Here is an 18,803-nt window from a genome sequence, read left to right as displayed (position 1 = left end):
CGTCACATCCCAGAAGGAGATGCTCGTGCCGTCCATCGACGTCGTCGTAGCCCGGGAAATCCTGGACTCCCGAGGCAACCCCACGGTCGAGGTCGAGGTCGGCCTCGACGACGGCAGCACGGGTCGTGCTGCTGTTCCGTCCGGTGCCTCCACCGGTGCCTTCGAGGCCATCGAACTCCGTGACGGTGACCCCAACCGTTACCTCGGCAAGGGCGTCGAGAAGGCCGTTCTCGCCGTCATCGAGCAGATCGGCCCGGAGCTCGTCGGCTACGACGCCACCGAGCAGCGTCTGATCGACCAGGCGATGTTCGACCTGGACGCCACGGACAACAAGGGCTCGCTGGGCGCCAACGCCATCCTCGGCGTCTCGCTCGCCGTCGCGCACGCCGCCTCCGAGGCGTCCGACCTGCCGCTGTTCCGCTACCTCGGTGGCCCGAACGCGCACCTGCTGCCCGTCCCGATGATGAACATCCTCAACGGTGGGTCGCACGCCGACTCCAACGTCGACATCCAGGAGTTCATGATCGCCCCGATCGGCGCGGAGTCCTTCTCCGAGGCCCTTCGCTGGGGCGCCGAGGTCTACCACACCCTCAAGAAGGTGCTGAAGACCAAGGGCCTGTCCACCGGCCTCGGCGACGAGGGCGGCTTCGCCCCGAACCTGGAGTCGAACCGCGCCGCGCTCGACCTCATCCTCGAAGCGATCAAGGAGGCCGGCTACATCCCCGGCCAGCAGATCGCGCTCGCGCTGGACGTCGCCGCCTCCGAGTTCTACAAGGACGGCAAGTACCAGTTCGAGGGCAAGGAGCGCTCCGCCGCCGAGATGACGGAGTACTACGAGGAGCTCGTCTCCGCGTACCCGCTCGTCTCCATCGAGGACCCGCTGTACGAGGACGACTGGGCCGGCTGGAACGTCATCACCGAGAAGCTGGGCGACAAGGTCCAGCTCGTCGGCGACGACCTCTTCGTCACCAACCCGGAGCGCCTGGCCCGCGGCATCGAGGAGAACTCGGCGAACGCCCTCCTGGTGAAGGTCAACCAGATCGGCTCGCTCACCGAGACCCTGGACGCCGTCGAGCTCGCCCAGCGCAACGGCTTCAAGTGCATGATGTCGCACCGCTCCGGCGAGACCGAGGACGTGACCATCGCGGACCTCGCCGTCGCCACGAACTGCGGCCAGATCAAGACCGGCGCCCCGGCCCGCTCCGAGCGCGTCGCCAAGTACAACCAGCTCCTGCGCATCGAGGAGATCCTGGACGACGCGGCGGTCTACGCCGGCCGTTCGGCCTTCCCCCGCTTCAAGGGCTGACCAGCCCCGAAGCTCTGCTGAGGCAGTAGTTCCGTACGTCCCCGCACTCGGTCCCGTACCGTGTGCGGGGACGTACGCACGTAGGAACGAAGCCAGGCGACGGGGAGGCGGAGAAGTCATGCCGGGAAAGCTCCGAGACAGGGGCCGTGACGACTCGGCCCGCTTCTCCACGGCGACCCGTCTGCGCCTGCTCGGCGAACAGACCGCCGAGCGGGTCTACCGTTCACAGACCAAGCGCCAGGCCCGCCGCTCCCGGCTGACCGGCCGCGCGGCCCTGCTCGCCCTGGTCGTCTGCACCCTCGTCGTCGCGCTCGCCTACCCGATAAGGCAGTACGTCTCCCAGCGCGGCGAGATCGCGGACCTCCAGCGCCAGCAGCAGCAGGCCAAGGACCGCGTCGACCGGCTCCGCGACGAGAAGGCCCGCTGGCAGGACGACGCGTACGCCGAGCAGCGGATCCGGGAGCGCCTGCACATGGTGATGCCGGGCGAGACCGGCTACGTGGTGCCCGACGCGCGCGCCACCTCCACCGGGCGCCCGGACCAGAGCCCGGCCGAGCGCGCCTGGTACTCGAACGTCTGGGACGGCGTCGACAAGGCCGACCAGGCAGCCAACTGACACGAAAGACGCACCGGAAAAGTCATGGAAACGCCCCCGCCCCAGACCGAGCGCACCGAGCCCACGGACGCCGACATCCACGCGTTCAAGGAGCAGCTCGGCCGTCCGCCGCGCGGCCTGCGGGCCATCGCGCACCGCTGCCCCTGCGGCAACCCGGACGTGGTCGAGACGGCCCCGCGCCTGGAGGACGGCACCCCGTTCCCGACGACGTACTACCTGACGTGCCCGCGCGCGGCCTCCGCCATCGGCACGCTGGAGGCCAACGGCGTCATGAAGGAGATGACGGAGCGCCTCAAGACGGACGAGGACCTGGCGGCGAAGTACCGCGCGGCCCACGAGGACTACCTCGCGCGCCGCGACGCCATCGAGGTCCTGGAGGGCTTCCCCAGCGCGGGCGGCATGCCGGACCGCGTGAAGTGCCTGCACGTGCTGGTCGGCCACTCCCTGGCGGCGGGCCCGGGTGTCAACCCACTCGGCGACGAGGCCCTTGCGATGCTGCCCGAGTGGTGGAAGAAGGGCCCGTGCGTGAGCGCCTGCGCCGTGGAGGAGAACGCATGACCCGGGTAGCGGCCATCGACTGCGGTACGAACTCGATCCGGCTCCTCGTCGCGGACGCGAACCCGGAGACGGGCGAGCTGGTCGACCTGGACCGCCGGATGACGATCGTCCGGCTCGGCCAGGGCGTCGACCGCACCGGCCGGCTCGCCCCGGAGGCGCTGCAGCGCACCTTCGCCGCCTGCCGCGAGTACGCCGCCGTCATCAAGGAGCACGGCGCGGAGCGGATCCGCTTCGTGGCGACCTCGGCCTCCCGCGACGCCGAGAACCGCGACGACTTCGTCCGCGGTGTTCTGGACATCCTGGGCGTGGAGCCCGAGGTGATCACCGGTGACCAGGAGGCCGCGTTCTCCTTCACGGGTGCGACGCGGGAACTGACCGGCCGCGAGGACCTCGACACGCCGTACCTCGTCGTCGACATCGGCGGCGGCTCCACCGAGTTCGTCGTCGGCGACGACACCGTGGACAAGGCCCTCTCCGTCGACATCGGCTGCGTCCGGATGACCGAGCGTCACCTCGTCGGCGAGGACGGGCAGATCACCGACCCGCCCACCGCCGAGCAGCTCGCGGCGATCCGCGCCGACATCACCGAGGCCCTCGACCGGGTCACGCGGACCGTCCCGATCCGCTCGGCCCGCACCCTGGTGGGCCTGGCCGGTTCGGTGACGACGGTGGCCGCCCTGGCCCTCGGCCTGACCGCCTACGACTCGACGGCGATCCACCACTCCCGGATCTCCTACGACAAGGTCGCCGAGCTGACGGACTGGCTGCTGGCCTCCACGCACGACCAGCGCGCCCTGAAGCCGGTCATCCACCCCGGCCGCGTCGACGTGATCGCCTCCGGTGCGCTGGTGCTGCGGATGATCATGGAGTGGACCGGCGCCCGCGAGGTCGTCGTCAGCGAGCACGACATCCTGGACGGCATCGCCTGGTCCGTGGCCTGACGCCCGGACGGGGCCCGGTGCCTTACGGGCGCCGGGCCCGCTGCTCAGATGTTGCGGTGGACGTCGCGTCGGTCGCCGACCTTGACGACGAGGACGATGAGTTCGCCGTCCTCGACCTGGTAGGCGATCCGGTAGGTGCCGACGCGGAGCCGATAGAGCCCTGAGGGGCCGGTGAGCTTCTTGATGTCGGCGTCCTCGCGGTACGGATCGTCGCCGAGCGCGGTCAGGGCGGCGAGGATGCGCATGGCGGCAGGGCGGTCGATGGCCCGGAGCTGCCGCTGCGCCGCTGTGGTGAACCGGAACGCGTACTTCACGCGGCGCCTTCGGTTCGCTCGGTGAACAGGTCCGCCAGCAGCTCGGCCATGGTCACGGTCGGGGCCCCCTCCGCGAGGACCGCTTCCGCCTCCCGGGCGAGCAGTACATCGGCCGCTTCCTCCAGCGCGTCGAAATCCGCGATCGGAACCACGGCGGCCACCGGTACGCCATTGCGAGTGATGACCGTGGGCGTGCCCTGCTCGGCGCGATTGATGTGGTCCGCGAGGTGCGCGCGGGCCTCCCGCACTGTCACGTTGCTTTCCGTCATACGGGAAGTGTACGCGTTTGTGTGTACACGCGAAAGTGTCGTGCATGCGACCCGCGCTGCGGGCCTCGGGTTCGGCCTCGCCCGGTGGCGGTATCGGCGGGAGCGAAGGGCCGCGAGAAGCCCACTTCTGAGCGCCCCGCACGGCGTCTGAGCACCCCGGAAGGGGCCCGCGACACCCTCCGGCGACACCCCGTCGGGAAACTTCGTGAAGTTCTTCACAAGGAATTCGGCCCTGTTGGACGCCGTTACGGGCCCTTGGGTCCGTCCGGGGCGTACGAAGGACGCTTCCGGAGACGATCCGGGCGGTTCCACCGGTGTTACGCGCGGATGAAATCCGGGGGTGGTCCAGTGCCGCCGAATGCCCGCTGTCGCTGCTCAAGAGGGGTGTGCAACGACTGGCGGAGCCGTGCGGTTCCCCCGGCGCACCATGACATGGGTCACGTGGGCGGCGAAGTGTAGCAGAGGGGTTGGGGAACCTTGTGAAGGGGCGCACGAGCACCCCCCTCCACTCGGGTGGATACTCGATGGCATGAGCACCACGGAGCGTCCCAGGATCCTCATTGTCGGGGGTGGGTACGTAGGCCTGTACGCAGCGCGTCGCATCCTCAAGAAGATGCGTTACGCGGAAGCGACCGTCACGGTCGTGGACCCGCGCTCGTACATGACGTACCAGCCCTTCCTCCCCGAGACCGCCGCCGGCAGCATCTCGCCGCGCAACGTCGTCGTCCCGCTGCGACGCGCTGTGCCGGGAGCCGAGATTCTCACCGGCCGCGTCACCACCATCGACCAGGACCGCAAGGTCGCCACGGTCGCCCCGCTCGTCGGCGAGGCGTACGAGGTGCCCTTCGACTACCTGGTGATCGCGCTCGGCGCGGTCTCCCGCACCTTCCCGACGCCGGGCCTCGCCGAGGTCGGCATCGGTATGAAGGGTGTCGAGGAGGCCATCGGCCTGCGCAACCACGTGCTCGAGCAGCTCGACAAGGCCGAGTCGACCACGGACGAGGAGATCCGCCGCAAGGCGCTCACCTTCGTCTTCGTCGGCGGTGGCTTCGCGGGCGCCGAGACGATCGGTGAGGTCGAGGACCTGGCGCGCGACGCGGCCAAGTTCTACAAGAACGTGAAGCGCGAGGACATGCGCTTCGTGCTCGTCGACGCCGCCGACAAGGTGCTCCCGGAGGTCGGTCCCGACCTCGGCACCTACGGCCGCAAGCACCTTGAGTCGCGCGGTATCGAGGTCTACCTGAAGACGACGATGCCGTCCTGCGTCGACGGTCACGTGGTGCTGAGCAACGGCCTGGAGGTCGACGCCAACACCATCGTGTGGACCGCCGGCGTGAAGCCGAACCCGGCGCTCGCCCGCTTCGGTCTCCCGCTCGGCCCGCGCGGCCACGTGGACACCGCCGCCACCCTCCAGGTGCAGGGCACCGACTACATCTGGGCCGCGGGCGACAACGCCCAGGTCCCGGACCTCGTCGGCCGCGCCGCGGGCAACGAGAACGCCTGGTGCCCGCCGAACGCGCAGCACGCCATGCGCCAGGCCAAGGTCCTCGCGGACAACGTGGTCTCGGGCATGCGGGGCTTCCCGCAGGGCGAGTACAAGCACGCCAACAAGGGTGCGGTCGCCGGTCTGGGCCTGCACAAGGGCGTCGCGATGATCGTCATGGGCAAGATGAAGATCAAGCTCAAGGGCCGTCTCGCCTGGTACATGCACCGTGGCTACCACGGGCTCGCCATGCCGACGTACAACCGCAAGGTCCGTGTGATCGCCGAGTGGACGATCAACATGTTCCAGAAGCGCGACATCACCGCGCTGGGCGCCCTGGAGACTCCGCGCGAGGAGTTCTACGAGGCCGCCAAGCCGGCACCGAAGCCTGCCGCCGCCGAGGCGCCGAAGGCGGAGGAGAAGAAGGCCGAGGCCAAGGCCTCGTAGCAGTACACCGTTCACAGCCCGAAGGGGCCGCCTGCCATCCGTGGTGCAGGCGGTCCCTTCGGCGTTGCCGTGCTCTCCCGTGAGTGGCGCAATCGGACAAATTACATGGTGGCTACATGTATTTTGCCCATCCGTAACCCGGTAACGGGACTGCGGAGCCGGGCGGTTGGTGTTTACCTGCTGTTGGACCGGGCCCCGTTCTCGGGGCGCTCCGGTATCTCCGACGACACGGAGGTGTGCGCCATGCAGGACGCCGCACAGCGGCTGAAGAACCTCGCCGAGCAGCTGCTCGGCACTGAACTTCCCGTGCGCCTGCGCGCCTGGGACGGCTCCGAGGCCGGCCCCCCGGACGCCCCCGCCCTTGTGGTCCGCCACCGGCGTGCCCTGCGCCGCCTGCTCTGGAAGCCGGGCGAACTCGGCCTGGCCCGCGCCTGGGTGGCCGGTGAACTGGACGTCGAGGGCGACCTGTACGAGGCCCTGGACGCGATGGCGGGCCTCATCTGGGAGCACGACGACGAGGCTCCGCGCAGGAGCCTCGCCGAGGCCCTGAAGGACCCGTCCGTCCGGGCCGGGGTGCGCGAGCTGGTGAAGCTGGCGGGGCCGTACCCGCCGCCCGCGCCGCCCGCCGAGGAGATGCGCCGCAAGGGCCGCCTCCATCTGCACACCAAGGGCAGCGACAAGCAGGCCATCAGCCACCACTACGACGTGGGCAACGACTTCTACGAGCTGGTCCTCGGGCCGTCCATGGTCTACTCCTGCGCCTACTGGGAGTCGCCGGACGCCACGCTCGAATCCGCCCAGCGCGACAAGCTGGAGCTGATCTCCCGCAAGCTCGGCCTGAGGCCCGGGATGCGGCTGCTCGACGTCGGCTGCGGCTGGGGCTCCATGGCCGTCCATGCCGCCCGTGAGCACGGGGTGAGCGTCGTCGGCGTCACCCTCTCGCAGGAACAGGCCGCGTTCGCCCGCAAGCGCGTCGCCGACGAGGGGCTCACCGACCGCGTCGAGATCCGCGTCCAGGACTACCGCGACGTGCGCGACGGCCCGTACGACGCGATCTCCTCCATCGGCATGGCCGAGCACGTCGGCGCCGACCGGTACCTGGAGTACGCGCAGGACCTGTACGCCCTGCTGGCCCCCGGCGGGCGGCTGCTCAACCACCAGATCGCGCGCCGTCCGCAGCGCGACGAGTCGGCCTACGAGGTCGACGAGTTCATCGACGCGTACGTCTTCCCCGACGGGGAGCTCGCGCCCGTCGGCACCACGGCCGGGCTCCTGGAGCGGGCCGGGTTCGAGGTGCGGGACGTCGAGGCGATCCGGGAGCACTACGCCCTCACCCTGCGCCAGTGGGTGCGGAACCTGGAGGCCCGCTGGGCCGAGGCGCTGAAGCTGGTCAGCCCCGGCCGGGCCAGGATCTGGCGGCTGTACATGGCCGCGTCGGCCCTGAGCTTCGAGCGCAACCGGATCGGCGTCAACCAGATCCTCGCCGTGAGGACCCCGCCGGCCGGGGCGTCGGGGATGCCGCTGCGGGCCCGGACCTGGAACCCGTAGGAAAGCCCGTACGACCTGCACGGCGTTTGCACGTGTACGTACGCCGAGGGGGCGCCCGGTGAACCACCGGGCGCCCCCTCCGCGTGTGCGGGACCTCCGCTACTCGGCCTTGATCGCGGCGAGCATGTTCAGCCGGGCCGCGCGGCGGGCCGGCCACAGGGCCGCCAGGATGCCGACCACGGCGGCCAGGGCGAGGAAGACGCCCATCCGGCCCCAGGGCAGGATCAGTTCGTACGTCGACATCGCGTTGCCGATCAGCTGACCGGCCGCCCAGCCGAAGAACACGCCGAGCCCGATGCCGAGGACGCCGCCGAACAGGGAGATCACCAGGGACTCCAGGCGGACCATGCGCTTGATGCCCTTGCGGTCGATGCCGATCGCGCGGAGCATCCCGATCTCCTGCTGACGCTCGAAGACCGACATGGCGAGGGTGTTGATGACGCCGAGGACGGCGACGATGACCGCCATGGCGAGCAGGCCGTAGAGCATGTTCAGCATCAGCGTGAAGATCTGAGCGATCTGGTTGGAGATGTCCTGCTTGTCCTGGACCTGGATCGCCGGGTTCTCGCCGAGGGCCTTGGTGAGCCTGTCCTGGTTGGCCTCGGTGGCGCCGCCGGACATCTTCACCATGACCTGCATGTCGGTGGCGGTGCCGTCGACGTGCGGGGTGAGGGTCGCCGAGTCGATCAGGACGCCCTGCATCATCTCGTTGTGCTGGTAGACGCCCGCGACGGTCAGCCGCTGCTTCTTGCCGTCCTCGTAGGTCGTGGTGAAGGACGAGCCGGTCTTCCAGCCGTACTCCTTCGCGGTCTTGTCGTCGACCACGATGTCCGAGCCGCCGACGGTGAACCGGCCGCTGTTCATGTCGAGCGCGGCGAGCTGCCGGATCGTCCTGCCGTTGACCCCGGTCAGGAACTCGGTCTTGCCGTCGACACGGGAGGGCGAGTTGGTCAGGCCGGTGCTGGCGGTGACGCCGTCCGTGCCGTCCAGGGTCTTCAGGACGTCGGGGGAGAGCGCGTTGCCGTTCGCCATCGAGACGACGTAGTCCGCCTTGATGGCGTCGGCGGCCATCTTGTTGATCGCGCCCTGGACGCTGCCCGCGATCACCGTCAGGCCGGTGATCAGGGTCAGGCCGATCATCAGGGCCGAGGCGGTGGCGGCGGTGCGGCGCGGGTTGCGGACCGAGTTGAGGCGGGCCAGCTTGCCGGAGATGCCGAAGACGCGCAGCAGCGGGGCCGCTGCGGCGATCAGCGGGCGGGACAGCAGCGGCGTCAGGATGAAGACACCGATGACGAGCAGGGCGGCGCCGAGGCCCATGGGGGCCTGGCCGGAGTCGCCGCTCATCGTCGTCGCGGCGAGCACGGCCGCGACACCGGCGGCGGAGACCAGGGCGCCGAGCGTGTTGCGCAGCACCATCGACTTGGTGGTCGGGGCGGCGTGCACCGAGTTCATCGCGGCGACCGGCGGGATCTTCGCGGCGCGGCGGCCCGGCAGCCAGGCGGCCAGCATGGTGATGAGGACGCCGACGACGAGCGCGGAGACCACGGTGCTGGGCGAGATCACCAGCGGGCCGTCGGGGATGACCGCGCCGGTGCCGTTCATCAGCGCGCGCATCCCGGCGCCGATGCCGATGCCGACCGCGAGGCCGGTGACGGCGGCGACGGCGCCCACGACGAACGCCTCCAGGAGCACGGACCGGGTCACCTGGCGGCGCGAGGCGCCGACCGCGCGCATCAGGGCCAGTTCCTTGGTGCGCTGGGCGACCAGCATCGTGAAGGTGTTGGCGATGAGGAAGATGCCGACGAAGAGCGCGATCCCGGCGAAGACCAGCAGCATCGTCTTCATGGAGCTCATCGACGAGGCGATCGACTCCGCCTGGTCGTCGGCGAGCTGCTGACCGGTCTCGGAGTCCACGGCCGTGGTGCCGATCGCCCGGTCGAGCTGGGTCTTCAGCTGGTCCTGGTTGGTGCCGGCCGCAGCCTTGACGTCGATCTCGTCGTACGCGCCCGGCTTGTGGAAGAGCTGCTGCGCCGTCGCCGTGTCGAACAGGGCGAGCGAGCCGCCGGCCGCCACGTTGCCGTCGTCGGTGGTGAAGATGCCGGTCAGGGTCGGCGTGAGCACGGGGCCGTCGACGGACATCCGGACCTGGTCGCCGACCTTGTACCCGGCGCGCTTGGCGGTCTCGGAGTCGAGGGCGACCTGGTTCTTCCCGTGCGGGGCGGAGCCCTGCGCCAGCGGGTAGCGGTCGTCGGGCTTGCCGGCGGTGCCGGCGTAGTTGCCGCCCTTGGTGGAGAAGCCGTTGCCCACGAGCTTGCCGTCCTGGTCGGCGACGGCCGTGTAGCCGCTGACGACGCCGGTCGCCGAGGCGGCGCCCGGCACGCTCCGCGCCTTCTTCAGGGTGGCGTCGGTCAGCTTCACCTCCTTGCTGACCTTGTCGCCCTCGGCCTCGGTGGAGCCGGGGGTGAGGGCGACGTCGACGTGGTCGAAGCCCTTGGCGGAGGACTTCTCCAGGGCGGAGGAGATGGTGTTGGTGAAGACGAGGGTGCCGCTGACGAAGGCGACGCCGAGCATGACGGCGAGGACCGTCATCATCAGGCGGGCCTTGTGCGCGAACACGTTGCGCAGGGCTGTTTTGAACATGGGTCAGCTCAGTCCAGGGTTCGGTGGGGACACATCAAGCCGGTTCGTCGGGGGCCGCGGGGTGCGTCGATGCCGCGGCCGGGGCCGGCTAGCTCGTGCGGCCCTTGGTGTCGAAGCGCTTCATGCGGTCCAGGACCGTGTCCGCCGTCGGCTGGTACATCTCGTCGACGATCCGGCCGTCGGCGAGGAAGATCACGCGGTCCGCGTAGGCGGCGGCGACCGGGTCGTGGGTGACCATGACGACCGTCTGCCCCAGCTCGCGCACGGAGTTGCGCAGGAAGCCGAGGACCTCGGCGCCGGAGCGCGAGTCCAGGTTTCCGGTGGGCTCGTCGCCGAAGATGATCTCGGGCTGGGAGGCGAGCGCGCGGGCGACCGCGACGCGCTGCTGCTGGCCGCCGGAGAGCTCCGAGGGGCGGTGGCCGAGGCGGCCGGAGAGGCCCACCATCTGGATCACGTTCTCCAGCCACTGCTTGTCGGGCTTGCGGCCCGCGATGTCCATGGGGAGCGTGATGTTCTCCAGGGCAGTCAGCGTCGGCAGCAGGTTGAACGCCTGGAAGATGAAGCCGATCTTGTCCCGGCGGAGCTTGGTGAGCTGCTTGTCCTTGAGCGTGCCGAGCTCGGTCTCACCGATGCGGACCGAGCCGGAGGAGAAGGTGTCCAGGCCCGCGACGCAGTGCATCAGCGTCGACTTGCCGGAGCCGGACGGGCCCATGATCGCGGTGAACTCGGCCTGCCGGAACTCGACGGAGACCCGGTCGAGCGCGACCACCTGGGTCTCGCCCTGTCCGTAGATCTTGGAGAGATCCGTGGCGCGGGCGGCCGCCGTGGTGGTCCGGCCTGCGAGCGGGGTGGTGGTCACGGGTGGGTGCTCCTGTCGGTCGGGAAGGACGATCGGGAAGGCGATCGGGGACTGATTCCATCGTCCGTGCCGATCGCGCCGCTGAAGTCAGCCGCAGTTCCCGTTCGCGGGGGCGACTTCCGGTGGACCGGGAGCGCCGGAGTCATCCCCAGGTATGACACGGGACCCTGAGAGCGCCGGCCGGGCGCCGCGCTGAGCGGAACCTGGGCTACCGCACGTGGGGCGGAGGTGAAATTCCGTCAATCACCGAGTGGGGGCACGCGCGCGTGGAAGGGCCCCCGGCATGTGCGGATAGCCGCTGTCATGGGCTGATGCACCCTCAGACGTCAATAAAATAAGACAACATCGGGCTGTTGTTCCGCTGTTCGGGGGATGCCGCCGGATAGGCTCGGAAGGTCGACGCGGAGCCGCTCAGCCTGCCCGGATGGTGGAATGCAGACACGGCGAGCTTAAACCTCGCTGCCCCTCGCGGGCGTACCGGTTCAAGTCCGGTTCCGGGCACCTCCGGCGCATGCGCCGCGGCCCTTCCGCAGGTCGCCCGGCCTGCCGTCACATGCCGTCGTCGCTCTCCTCCCGGCCCCGCCGTCCCGCGCGGCCCGCTTCCCCGTGTGCCCGGACCATTGACACTCACACGCGCGCGGGCGCATGATCCACGGCAACCCGCTATGAACGAAAGTTCGCCACGCGAACACCATCGGCAGGGCGCGGGCGCACGCAAAGAGGCGAGGCGAGAGGGATCCGTATGCGCACCACCGTCGGCATCGTCGGAGCGGGACCGGCAGGACTGCTCCTGGCCAGGCTGCTGCACAACGCCGGGATCGAGTCCGTCGTCCTGGAGAGCCGCGACCGCCGTTACGTGGAACAGCGCCAGCGCGCCGGAATCCTGGAGCAGGGCACCGTCGACGTGCTGCGCGAGGCCGGTGTCGGCGCCCGCATGGACCGCGAGGGGCTGCCGCACGACGGCATCGAGCTGCGCTTCGACCGGCGCCGCCACCGCGTCGACTTCCCGGCCCTGACCGGCGGACGGCAGGTGATGGTCTACGCCCAGACCGAGGTCTGCAAGGACCTCATAGCCGCGCAGCTCGCCGACGGCGGCCCCCTGCTGTTCGAGGCGGAGGCGCTGGCGGTGGAGGGCGCGGAGACCGACCGGCCGCGCGTCCGGTTCCGGCACGAGGGCCGCGAGGACGTCCTCGAATGCGACTACGTGGTCGGCTGCGACGGCTTCTGGGGGGTGGCCAGGAAGGCGGTCCCGGCCGCGCTCTCGCGCACGTACGAACGCACGTACCCGTTCGGCTGGCTCGGCATCCTCGCCGACGTCGCCCCGTCCCACGACGAACTGGTCTACGCCCGCGGCGAGCGCGGCTTCGCGCTGCTGAGCATGCGCTCGCCCACGGTGACCCGCGCCTACCTCCAGGTCCCCGCAGACACGGACGCCGCCGACTGGTCCGACGAGGAGATCTGGGACGAGCTCGACCGCCGCCTGGAGGTCGACGACCCGGCCTGGCGCCTCGCTCGCGGACCCGTCACCTCGAAGTCCGTGACACCCATGCGGTCGTACGTGCACGAACCGATGCGGCACGGCCGGCTCTTCCTCGCCGGGGACGCCGCGCACATCGTCCCGCCGACCGGCGCCAAGGGCCTCAACCTCGCCGTCGGCGACGTCGTCACCTTCGCCCGCGCGCTGCTCGCCCGGCGCGACAAGGGCGACTCCCGGCCACTCGACGGCTACTCCGGGACCTGCCTGCGGCGGGTCTGGCAGGCCGAGCGGTTCAGCGGTGCGATGACGACGATGCTGCACCGCGCACCCGACGCCACCGCCTTCGACGACAAGATCCAGCTCGCCGCCCTCGACCGCCTGACCAGGGCACGCTCGGCCGAGACGGACCTCGCGGAGGCGTACACGGGCTTCCCGCTGTGAGGCGGAACACCCTGGGGTCCCGTGACGTTCCTCCGTAACAGGATGGGAAAGATCCTACTTGAGCACTAGGGTCGTATCTTTGCCAGACCATTACTCTTGATGGCAAGGCCATACTCGGTGGCCACGGAGGAGTGAAATGAGGAGCAGCAACCCGGTCTTCTCGCGACGGGGGTTCAGCCGCGACAACGGCTACGCGCAGTTCAACGCGCAGCCGCAGGCCGGGGGCCCCGCTGTCGGCACGGCCGAAGGTAACCCGTACGCGCAGGCCCCCGCGGGCAACCCGTACGCGCAGAACCCGTACGCCCAGCAGGACGTCCAGTACGGCGCACCGCAGGCGCCGGCCACCACCGGCCGCATGACGATGGACGACGTCGTCATGCGTACCGCGACCACGCTCGGCCTCCTGGTCGTCACCGCCGCGCTCGCCTGGGCGCTGCTGCCGGTCGACGAGGCGAACATCGGCAAGTCGTACGGCATCGCCATCGTCTCCGGACTGATCGCGATGGTGCTCGGCTTCGTCCAGGCGTTCAAGCGCAAGGCGTCCCCGCCGATCATCCTGGCGTACGCCGCCCTTGAAGGCGTCTTCCTCGGCGTCCTGTCGAGCATCGTCGACAACTACATCGCCAGCGGCGCGGCCATGCAGGCCGTGCTCGGCACGATGGCCGTGTTCGTCGCGGTCCTCGTGGCCTACAAGGCGGGCTGGATCCGCGTCAACCGCCGCTTCTACGGCTTCGTGATGGCCGCGGCGATGGGCTTCGTCCTGCTCATGGCCGTGAACCTGCTGTTCGCGGTCTTCGGCGGCGGCGACGGCCTCGGCTTCCGCAGCGGTGGCCTCGGCATCCTGTTCGGCATCATCGGCGTGCTGCTCGGCGCGTGCTTCCTGGCCCTGGACTTCAAGCAGGTCGAGGACGGCATCGCGTACGGCGCCCCGAAGGAAGAGGCGTGGCTGGCCGCGTTCGGCCTGACCATGACCCTGGTCTGGATCTACATGGAGTTCCTGCGGCTCATCGCGATCCTCCAGGGCAACGACTAGTCGTCGCCCGACCGCAGTCGAAGGGCCCGCGCACCTCGGTGCGCGGGCCCTTCGCCATCTCGGTACGGGGAGTGGTGGCGGCTATCCGAACCGCCGGGCCGCGCGCCTCAGGTCGTACTCGTGGACGATCGCCTTGGCGTGGCCGTACGCGAGGTCGTGCTCCCCGCGCAGCCAGCTGACCTTCTCCTCGAAACGGAGGAAGCACGGGCCTTCTTCTACGGTGCGCAGCCAGTCGGCGATTTCACGACCGGTGCAATGGGGGATGCGGGCGAGCAGATTGCGGTGGGTCTCCTCGGAGAAGACTTGGGACATCGGCGCCTCCGGAACGCTTCGATGTTGCCGGGTCTTCACGTCACCGTGCCTGAGCGACGGGGCCTTGTAAACAGCTACAGTCGCCGAGTGCTTGATACGACGCCATTGACTGCCGCGGTGGATCAGTTCGCGGACCGGCTGCGGGCCGCGCCGCAGAGCCGGTTGCAGCGGGGGGCTGCCGCGGCGGCTCTCGATGTGGCCCGGGAGATGTCCGGGTGGGCTCAGAGGCTGGAGTCGCCGGGGGTGGAGGCGGTGCGGGAGATGCCGGATGCCGGGATGTTCGCCGCCGCTGATCAACTCACCGTTGCGGGGCGGGATCTCGGGGTGGCTCTGCGCGATGCCGATGATCTCGTACGGGCTGTCGAGATGGTGGAGTCGGCGATGAAGCGGGCCGGGGTCTAGACGTTTCGTCGCCGGGCGCCGGCCGGCGGCGCTTCTCGCGCCCCTGGGTGGTTTTCTGGGTGCGCCGCCGTCGTGGCTGGTCGCGCAGTTCCCCGCGCCCCTGGGTGGTTTTTCGGGTGCGCCGCCGTTGTGGCTGGTCGCGCAGTTCCCCGCGCCCCTGAGATGCGCACTTCGTGCGGCATCTCATCGGAGAGGCGCGCCACCGCCCGCCGCCCTACCAGGAGAGGCGCGCCACCGCTGCCCTATCGGGAGAGGCGCGCCACCGCTGCCCTCATCGGGAGGCGCGCGGAGCGCAGCCTCAAGGGGAGGCGGCGCGCAGCGCCTGCCTCAGGGGCGCGGGGAACTGCGCGAGAAGCGGCCACCGGCCGTCAGCCGACGTACAACCCAGGGGCGCGGGGAACTGCGCGAGAAGCCTCACCGGCCGTCAGCCGACGTACAACCCAGGGGCGCGGGGAACTGCGCGAGAAGCCTCACCGGCCGTCAGCCGACGTACAGCCCAGGGGCGCGGGGAACTGCGCGAGCGGCCACGACGGTGGCGCACCCGGAAGACGACCCAGGGGCGCGGGGAACCGTATGGCCGGGTCCCCCGCGGATGCGGTTACGCGGAGGCTATGACTCGGTCGGCCAGGATGTAGATCGAGTCGGGGCCGCACTCGAAGGTCAGGGCGTAGGCGCCCGAGACTCCGGAGCCGCCGAGGAGGACCGGGGTGTCCCCGGCGCGGAGGGCGTCGGCGAGCCGCTCGGCGGTCTCCCGGTGCCCCGGGGTCATGCACAGCGTCGTCCCGTCGGCGAAGACGTACACATCGAGCGTGCCGAGCGGGCCGGGCCGGACATCGGCGAGAGCCGTGCGCGCCTGCGCCAGCTCCTCCAGACAGGCCACCGTCCGCTCGTGATCGCTGACGACCGGCGACTGCACCGGCACGAAGTCCGGGTGTGAGGGGTGCCGACGCCGCGCGGCGGCCAGCTCGGGGGAGTCCCCGGCGAACTCGTCCTCGGTCTCCAGCAGAGGCTCGAGGACCGGCTCGGCGACGGGCTCGAGGCCCGCGAAGTCCGCCTGCCGGGGCATGAAGAACTCCTCGCCCAGCGTGCCGCCCGCGAGGAACGGCGGCAGATCGGAGGTGTCCCGCGCCTCCTGCGCCGCCCAGAACGCCCGCGCCTCGGCCAGCTCCCGCTCCCGCTCCTCGGCGAGCGCGTCGGCGACCGCGGCGCGTATCGCCTCGGTGTCGCTGGTGGTGCGGGCCGCCGGAACGGTGGCCGTGTGCGCGGCGGTGGCGCGGCCCCGGGCCAGCTCGTCTCTCAGATCCGCCAGCTGCCGGCGCAGACCCCGCACATGGTGCAGAGAGACGGCGCCGACGGCCGTGGCAGCGGCCGAGGCGAGCAGCAGGACACTGAGGGTGGCAGGCATGGCGCTCACTGACGTACTCCCGGTTTCAAGTCGACCCCCGACTTCCTACATCAGCTTGAAGCCTGGACGAACCCGCTGTCAGTGCATTACGTCACGAATTGGACAGGTCTTTTGGCCGGGCGTTTAGCCCCTATATGGCCTGGGTACCGACCTGACCTGCGAAAATCCGTTTCCCCCATGATGCAGATCACATCATGGGGGAATTTGGATCACGATTGGATAGACGGATTCCGGTCAGGTTCGGCCCGGAACCGGTCCGTACGCGACCGGTACGGGGTCAGCTCAGGCGCTCGATGACCATCGCCATGCCCTGGCCACCGCCGACGCACATGGTCTCCAGGCCGAACTGCTTGTCGTGGAACTGAAGGCTGTTGATCAGCGTGCCGGTGATGCGGGCGCCGGTCATGCCGAAGGGGTGGCCGACGGCGATGGCGCCACCGTTCACGTTCAGCTTGTCCTCGTCGATGCCCAGGTCGCGGGCGGACGGGATGACCTGGGCGGCGAACGCCTCGTTGATCTCGAACAGGTCGATGTCCGAGACGGACAGGCCGGCCAGCTTCAGGGCGCGCTTGGACGCCTCCACCGGGCCGAGACCCATGATCTCGGGGGACAGGCCGGAGACGCCGGTCGACACCACGCGGGCGAGCGGGGTCAGGCCGAGCTCGCGGGCCTTGGTGTCGGACATGATCACGAGGGCGGCGGCGCCGTCGTTGAGCGGGCAGCAGTTGCCCGCCGTGACCAGGCCGTCGGGGCGGAAGACGGGCTTGAGGCCCGAGACGCCCTCCAGGGTGACGCCGGCGCGCGGGCCGTCGTCCTTCGACACGACCGTGCCGTCGGGGGTGGTCACCGGGGTGATCTCCCGCTCCCAGAAGCCGTTCTTGATGGCTTCCTCGGCGCGGTTCTGCGAGCGGACGCCGAAGCGGTCCATGTCCTCGCGGGTGACGCCCTTCAGGCGCGCCAGGTTCTCGGCGGTCTGGCCCATGGCGATGTACGCGTCCGGGACCAGGCCGTCCTCGCGCGGGTCGTGCCAGGACGTGCCCTCCTGCTGGGCGACGGCCGCCGTGCGGGCCTCCGCCTCGGCGAAGAAGGGGTTACGGGTGTCGGGGAGCGAGTCGGAGTTGCCCTTCGCGAACCGCGACACCATCTCCACGCCGGCCGAGATGAAGACGTCGCCCTCGCCCGCCTTGATCGCGTGCAGCGCCATGCGGGTCGTCTGCAGGGAGCTGGAGCAGTACCGGGTGACGGTGCAGCCCGGCAGGTGGTCCATGCCCATCTGGACGGCGACGATGCGGCCGAGGTTGTTGCCCTGCTCGCCGCCGGGGAGGCCGCAGCCGAGCATCAGGTCGTCGATGTCGTGCGGGTCGAGCTCGGGGACCTTGGCGAGGGCCGCCTGGATGATCGTGGCGGTCAGGTCGTCGGCGCGCAGATCCTTGAGCGAGCCCTTGAAGGCACGGCCGATCGGGGAACGGGCGGCTGAGACGATCACTGCTTCGGGCATCACGGCTCCAGGAGTTCGTTGACCTTTTCAGGTGGGACCGTGTGGGAAGTTACCCGGACGTATGGCGCGGGTCACTGGCCTGGGCATGTGACTCCGGCCGCATTTTTCTAAGCGCTTGCTCAGCCAGGCTTTCTTCCCTACGGGGTGACCGGCGCCGGGTCCTGGGTGGGGACGCGGCGGCGCCGGCGGCGCTTGAGGAGGGCCCAGGGGCCGCGCGGGCCCGTGGGCATGGCGCCCGTGACCTCGGTGCCCCCCTCGGCGGCGGCCCGCGCGGCAGCACGGGCCACCGGCAGGAACCCCTCCTCACGGGCCACGTCGGGCCGCTCCTCCTCCGGCCACAGCCCGAGCGAGGCGCACAGCGTCGGCAGCATCGCCATCGCCGCCGTCGCATACCCCTCGGCGGACGGATGGAAATTGTCGGGACCGAACAGCTCGCGGGGGTTCGCCGAGAACTCAGGACCCAGCAGATCGCCGAGCGACACCGTGCGCCCGCCCTGCTCCACGGTCCCGATGGTCTGCGCGGCGGCGAGCTGCCGCGAGGCCCGCCGGGCGATCCAGCGCAGCGGCTGCTGCACCGGCTCCACCGAGCCCAGGTCGGGACAGGTCCCGACGACCACCTCGGCCCCGGCCGTGCGCAGCCGTCGTACGGCGGCCGACAGATGGCGTACCGACTTGGTCGCCGGAATCCGGTGGGTCACGTCGTTCGCGCCGATCATGATCACGCAGACGTCGGGCAGCCAGCCCGGATCGGCGAGGACCAGGGCGACCTGCCGGTCGAGGTCGTCGGACTGGGCGCCGGGCAGCGCCACGTTGCGCAGCTCCACCGCGCGCTCCGCCACCGCCGCGAGCCCGGAGGCGAGCAGCGCCCCCGGCGTCTGCCGGGCCCGGTGCACGCCCTGCCCGGCGGCCGTGGAGTCGCCGAGCACCGCGAACCGCAGCGGAGCGCTGCCCACGGTCTCGTAGACCCTGCCGTACAGCCCGTCGGCGGACGGCACATGGACCGGTTCGGGGCCGTGGTTGCCCACCTGGCGCCGCGCCATCTGCACCTCCGCGACCACCACCCCCACCGCGGCGGCCCCGAGAAGCCCGATCCCGCCGCCCCCGTACGCCGCTCCCGCGGCGATCCGCCGTGCCACCCTCGCCCTGCTCGACATGTTCCGCGGCCACCTGCCTCTGCGATGCGACTGTGATGCGCCTGTGATGGGACTCTTTTTTGCGGCTCCATGAACTCCTTGCCCCGTAATCACCGTCGGC

Annotated in this window: 17 protein-coding genes and 1 tRNA gene; 10 read left to right on the top strand and 8 right to left on the bottom strand. The window is 70.4% G+C overall.

Translation table 11 applies throughout. The annotated features are described in order from the left end of the window. The first annotated feature begins 25 nt into the window (after positions 1-25). The 4 genes from eno to K377_RS25865 all read left to right on the top strand — a co-directional run bounded on the left by eno (position 26) and on the right by K377_RS25865 (position 3,421). Positions 26-1,306, top strand: coding sequence for a phosphopyruvate hydratase (gene eno / locus K377_RS25880; protein ID WP_026245643.1), 1,281 nt, complete (start codon positions 26-28; stop codon positions 1,304-1,306). 118 nt (positions 1,307-1,424) lie between these two features. Further along, positions 1,425-1,922 (top strand): septum formation initiator family protein, encoded by a 498-nt coding sequence (locus K377_RS25875; RefSeq protein ID WP_111665917.1) that lies wholly within the window; start codon positions 1,425-1,427, stop codon positions 1,920-1,922. A gap of 24 nt (positions 1,923-1,946) precedes the next feature. Beyond that, the gene (locus tag K377_RS25870) at positions 1,947-2,480 is read left to right on the top strand and encodes a DUF501 domain-containing protein (protein WP_111665916.1); all 534 of its coding nucleotides are present in this window, start codon (positions 1,947-1,949) and stop codon (positions 2,478-2,480) included. Continuing rightward, on the top strand, positions 2,477-3,421 hold the full coding sequence (locus tag K377_RS25865) for a Ppx/GppA phosphatase family protein (RefSeq protein WP_111665915.1): 945 nt from the start codon (positions 2,477-2,479) through the stop codon (positions 3,419-3,421). Before K377_RS25870 ends, K377_RS25865 begins: the two co-directional genes overlap by 4 nt. 44 nt (positions 3,422-3,465) lie before the next feature. Here the strand turns inward: K377_RS25865 and K377_RS25860 are convergent, their stop codons facing one another. Beyond that, positions 3,466-3,735 carry a type II toxin-antitoxin system RelE/ParE family toxin gene (locus K377_RS25860; protein WP_111665914.1) on the bottom strand — a complete coding sequence of 90 codons (270 nt, stop codon included), beginning with the start codon at positions 3,733-3,735 and terminating at the stop codon, positions 3,466-3,468. Then, entirely contained in the window at positions 3,732-4,004 is a 273-nt protein-coding gene (locus K377_RS25855; protein ID WP_111665913.1) for a type II toxin-antitoxin system Phd/YefM family antitoxin, read from the bottom strand. Before K377_RS25855 ends, K377_RS25860 begins: the two co-directional genes overlap by 4 nt. A 529-nt stretch (positions 4,005-4,533) precedes the next feature. On the opposite strand from K377_RS25855, the gene K377_RS25850 reads away from it, so the two are divergent. Both K377_RS25850 and K377_RS25845 read left to right on the top strand, forming a co-directional pair. Beyond that, positions 4,534-5,934: an NAD(P)/FAD-dependent oxidoreductase gene (locus K377_RS25850; protein WP_111665912.1), complete on the top strand. Its 1,401-nt coding sequence runs from the start codon at positions 4,534-4,536 to the stop codon at positions 5,932-5,934. A 243-nt stretch (positions 5,935-6,177) separates the two neighbouring features. After that, positions 6,178-7,482: a cyclopropane-fatty-acyl-phospholipid synthase family protein gene (locus K377_RS25845; protein WP_111666048.1), complete on the top strand. Its 1,305-nt coding sequence runs from the start codon at positions 6,178-6,180 to the stop codon at positions 7,480-7,482. 99 nt (positions 7,483-7,581) lie between these two features. Here K377_RS25845 and K377_RS25840 read toward each other — a convergent pair whose 3' ends face one another. Then, positions 7,582-10,122 (bottom strand): ABC transporter permease, encoded by a 2,541-nt coding sequence (locus K377_RS25840; RefSeq protein ID WP_111665911.1) that lies wholly within the window; start codon positions 10,120-10,122, stop codon positions 7,582-7,584. Positions 10,123-10,210: 88 nt separating this feature from the next. After that, positions 10,211-10,981 (bottom strand): ABC transporter ATP-binding protein, encoded by a 771-nt coding sequence (locus K377_RS25835; protein WP_111665910.1) that lies wholly within the window; start codon positions 10,979-10,981, stop codon positions 10,211-10,213. A gap of 418 nt (positions 10,982-11,399) precedes the next feature. Here K377_RS25835 and K377_RS25830 point away from each other — a divergent pair. From K377_RS25830 to K377_RS25820, 3 genes are all read left to right on the top strand, one after another. Continuing rightward, positions 11,400-11,482, top strand: a tRNA-Leu gene (locus K377_RS25830). 241 nt (positions 11,483-11,723) lie between these two features. Continuing rightward, positions 11,724-12,899, top strand: coding sequence for a 4-hydroxybenzoate 3-monooxygenase (locus tag K377_RS25825; RefSeq protein ID WP_111665909.1), 1,176 nt, complete (start codon positions 11,724-11,726; stop codon positions 12,897-12,899). Between the two features lie 136 nt (positions 12,900-13,035). Next, a complete protein-coding gene (locus tag K377_RS25820) occupies positions 13,036-13,932 on the top strand; it encodes a Bax inhibitor-1/YccA family protein (RefSeq protein ID WP_111665908.1) in 897 nt (298 codons plus the stop codon). A gap of 81 nt (positions 13,933-14,013) precedes the next feature. On the opposite strand, the gene K377_RS25815 is transcribed toward K377_RS25820, so the two are convergent. Then, positions 14,014-14,244, bottom strand: a complete 231-nt coding sequence (locus K377_RS25815) for a DUF4287 domain-containing protein (protein ID WP_111665907.1) — start codon at positions 14,242-14,244, stop codon at positions 14,014-14,016. 87 nt (positions 14,245-14,331) lie between these two features. Here K377_RS25815 and K377_RS25810 point away from each other — a divergent pair, with 87 nt between their 5' ends. Continuing rightward, entirely contained in the window at positions 14,332-14,646 is a 315-nt protein-coding gene (locus tag K377_RS25810; RefSeq protein ID WP_111665906.1) for a hypothetical protein, read from the top strand. Positions 14,647-15,244: 598 nt separating this feature from the next. Here K377_RS25810 and K377_RS25800 read toward each other — a convergent pair. The 3 genes from K377_RS25800 to K377_RS25790 form a co-directional block, all read right to left on the bottom strand. Next, positions 15,245-16,051, bottom strand: coding sequence for a hypothetical protein (locus tag K377_RS25800; RefSeq protein ID WP_111665904.1), 807 nt, complete (start codon positions 16,049-16,051; stop codon positions 15,245-15,247). 277 nt (positions 16,052-16,328) lie between these two features. After that, the gene (locus K377_RS25795) at positions 16,329-17,549 is read right to left on the bottom strand and encodes an acetyl-CoA C-acetyltransferase (RefSeq protein ID WP_111665903.1); all 1,221 of its coding nucleotides are present in this window, start codon (positions 17,547-17,549) and stop codon (positions 16,329-16,331) included. A gap of 137 nt (positions 17,550-17,686) precedes the next feature. Continuing rightward, positions 17,687-18,703, bottom strand: a complete 1,017-nt coding sequence (locus K377_RS25790; protein ID WP_111665902.1) for an SGNH/GDSL hydrolase family protein — start codon at positions 18,701-18,703, stop codon at positions 17,687-17,689. Positions 18,704-18,803: the final 100 nt, after the last annotated feature.

Source organism: Streptomyces sp. PsTaAH-137 (assembly GCF_003259365.1).
In the GTDB taxonomy this organism is placed as follows: domain Bacteria; phylum Actinomycetota; class Actinomycetes; order Streptomycetales; family Streptomycetaceae; genus Streptomyces.
The sequence above is the reverse complement of the archived record's forward strand: the minus strand, read 5'-3'. Positions and strand labels throughout refer to the sequence as shown.

What these genes read in the sequence shown, in the direction of transcription:
- K377_RS25875 (WP_111665917.1), top strand. Translation starts at nt 1,425, where the DNA reads ATGCCGGGAAAGCTCCGAGACAGGGGCCGTGACGACTCGGCCCGCTTC.
- K377_RS25870 (WP_111665916.1), top strand. Translation starts at nt 1,947, where the DNA reads ATGGAAACGCCCCCGCCCCAGACCGAGCGCACCGAGCCCACGGACGCC.
- K377_RS25865 (WP_111665915.1), top strand. Translation starts at nt 2,477, where the DNA reads ATGACCCGGGTAGCGGCCATCGACTGCGGTACGAACTCGATCCGGCTC.
- K377_RS25855 (WP_111665913.1), bottom strand. Translation starts at nt 4,004, where the DNA reads ATGACGGAAAGCAACGTGACAGTGCGGGAGGCCCGCGCGCACCTCGCG.
- K377_RS25850 (WP_111665912.1), top strand. Translation starts at nt 4,534, where the DNA reads ATGAGCACCACGGAGCGTCCCAGGATCCTCATTGTCGGGGGTGGGTAC.
- K377_RS25845 (WP_111666048.1), top strand. Translation starts at nt 6,178, where the DNA reads ATGCAGGACGCCGCACAGCGGCTGAAGAACCTCGCCGAGCAGCTGCTC.
- K377_RS25840 (WP_111665911.1), bottom strand. Translation starts at nt 10,122, where the DNA reads ATGTTCAAAACAGCCCTGCGCAACGTGTTCGCGCACAAGGCCCGCCTG.
- K377_RS25825 (WP_111665909.1), top strand. Translation starts at nt 11,724, where the DNA reads ATGCGCACCACCGTCGGCATCGTCGGAGCGGGACCGGCAGGACTGCTC.
- K377_RS25820 (WP_111665908.1), top strand. Translation starts at nt 13,036, where the DNA reads ATGAGGAGCAGCAACCCGGTCTTCTCGCGACGGGGGTTCAGCCGCGAC.
- K377_RS25815 (WP_111665907.1), bottom strand. Translation starts at nt 14,244, where the DNA reads ATGTCCCAAGTCTTCTCCGAGGAGACCCACCGCAATCTGCTCGCCCGC.
- K377_RS25800 (WP_111665904.1), bottom strand. Translation starts at nt 16,051, where the DNA reads ATGCCTGCCACCCTCAGTGTCCTGCTGCTCGCCTCGGCCGCTGCCACG.
- K377_RS25795 (WP_111665903.1), bottom strand. Translation starts at nt 17,549, where the DNA reads ATGCCCGAAGCAGTGATCGTCTCAGCCGCCCGTTCCCCGATCGGCCGT.
- K377_RS25790 (WP_111665902.1), bottom strand. Translation starts at nt 18,703, where the DNA reads ATGTCGAGCAGGGCGAGGGTGGCACGGCGGATCGCCGCGGGAGCGGCG.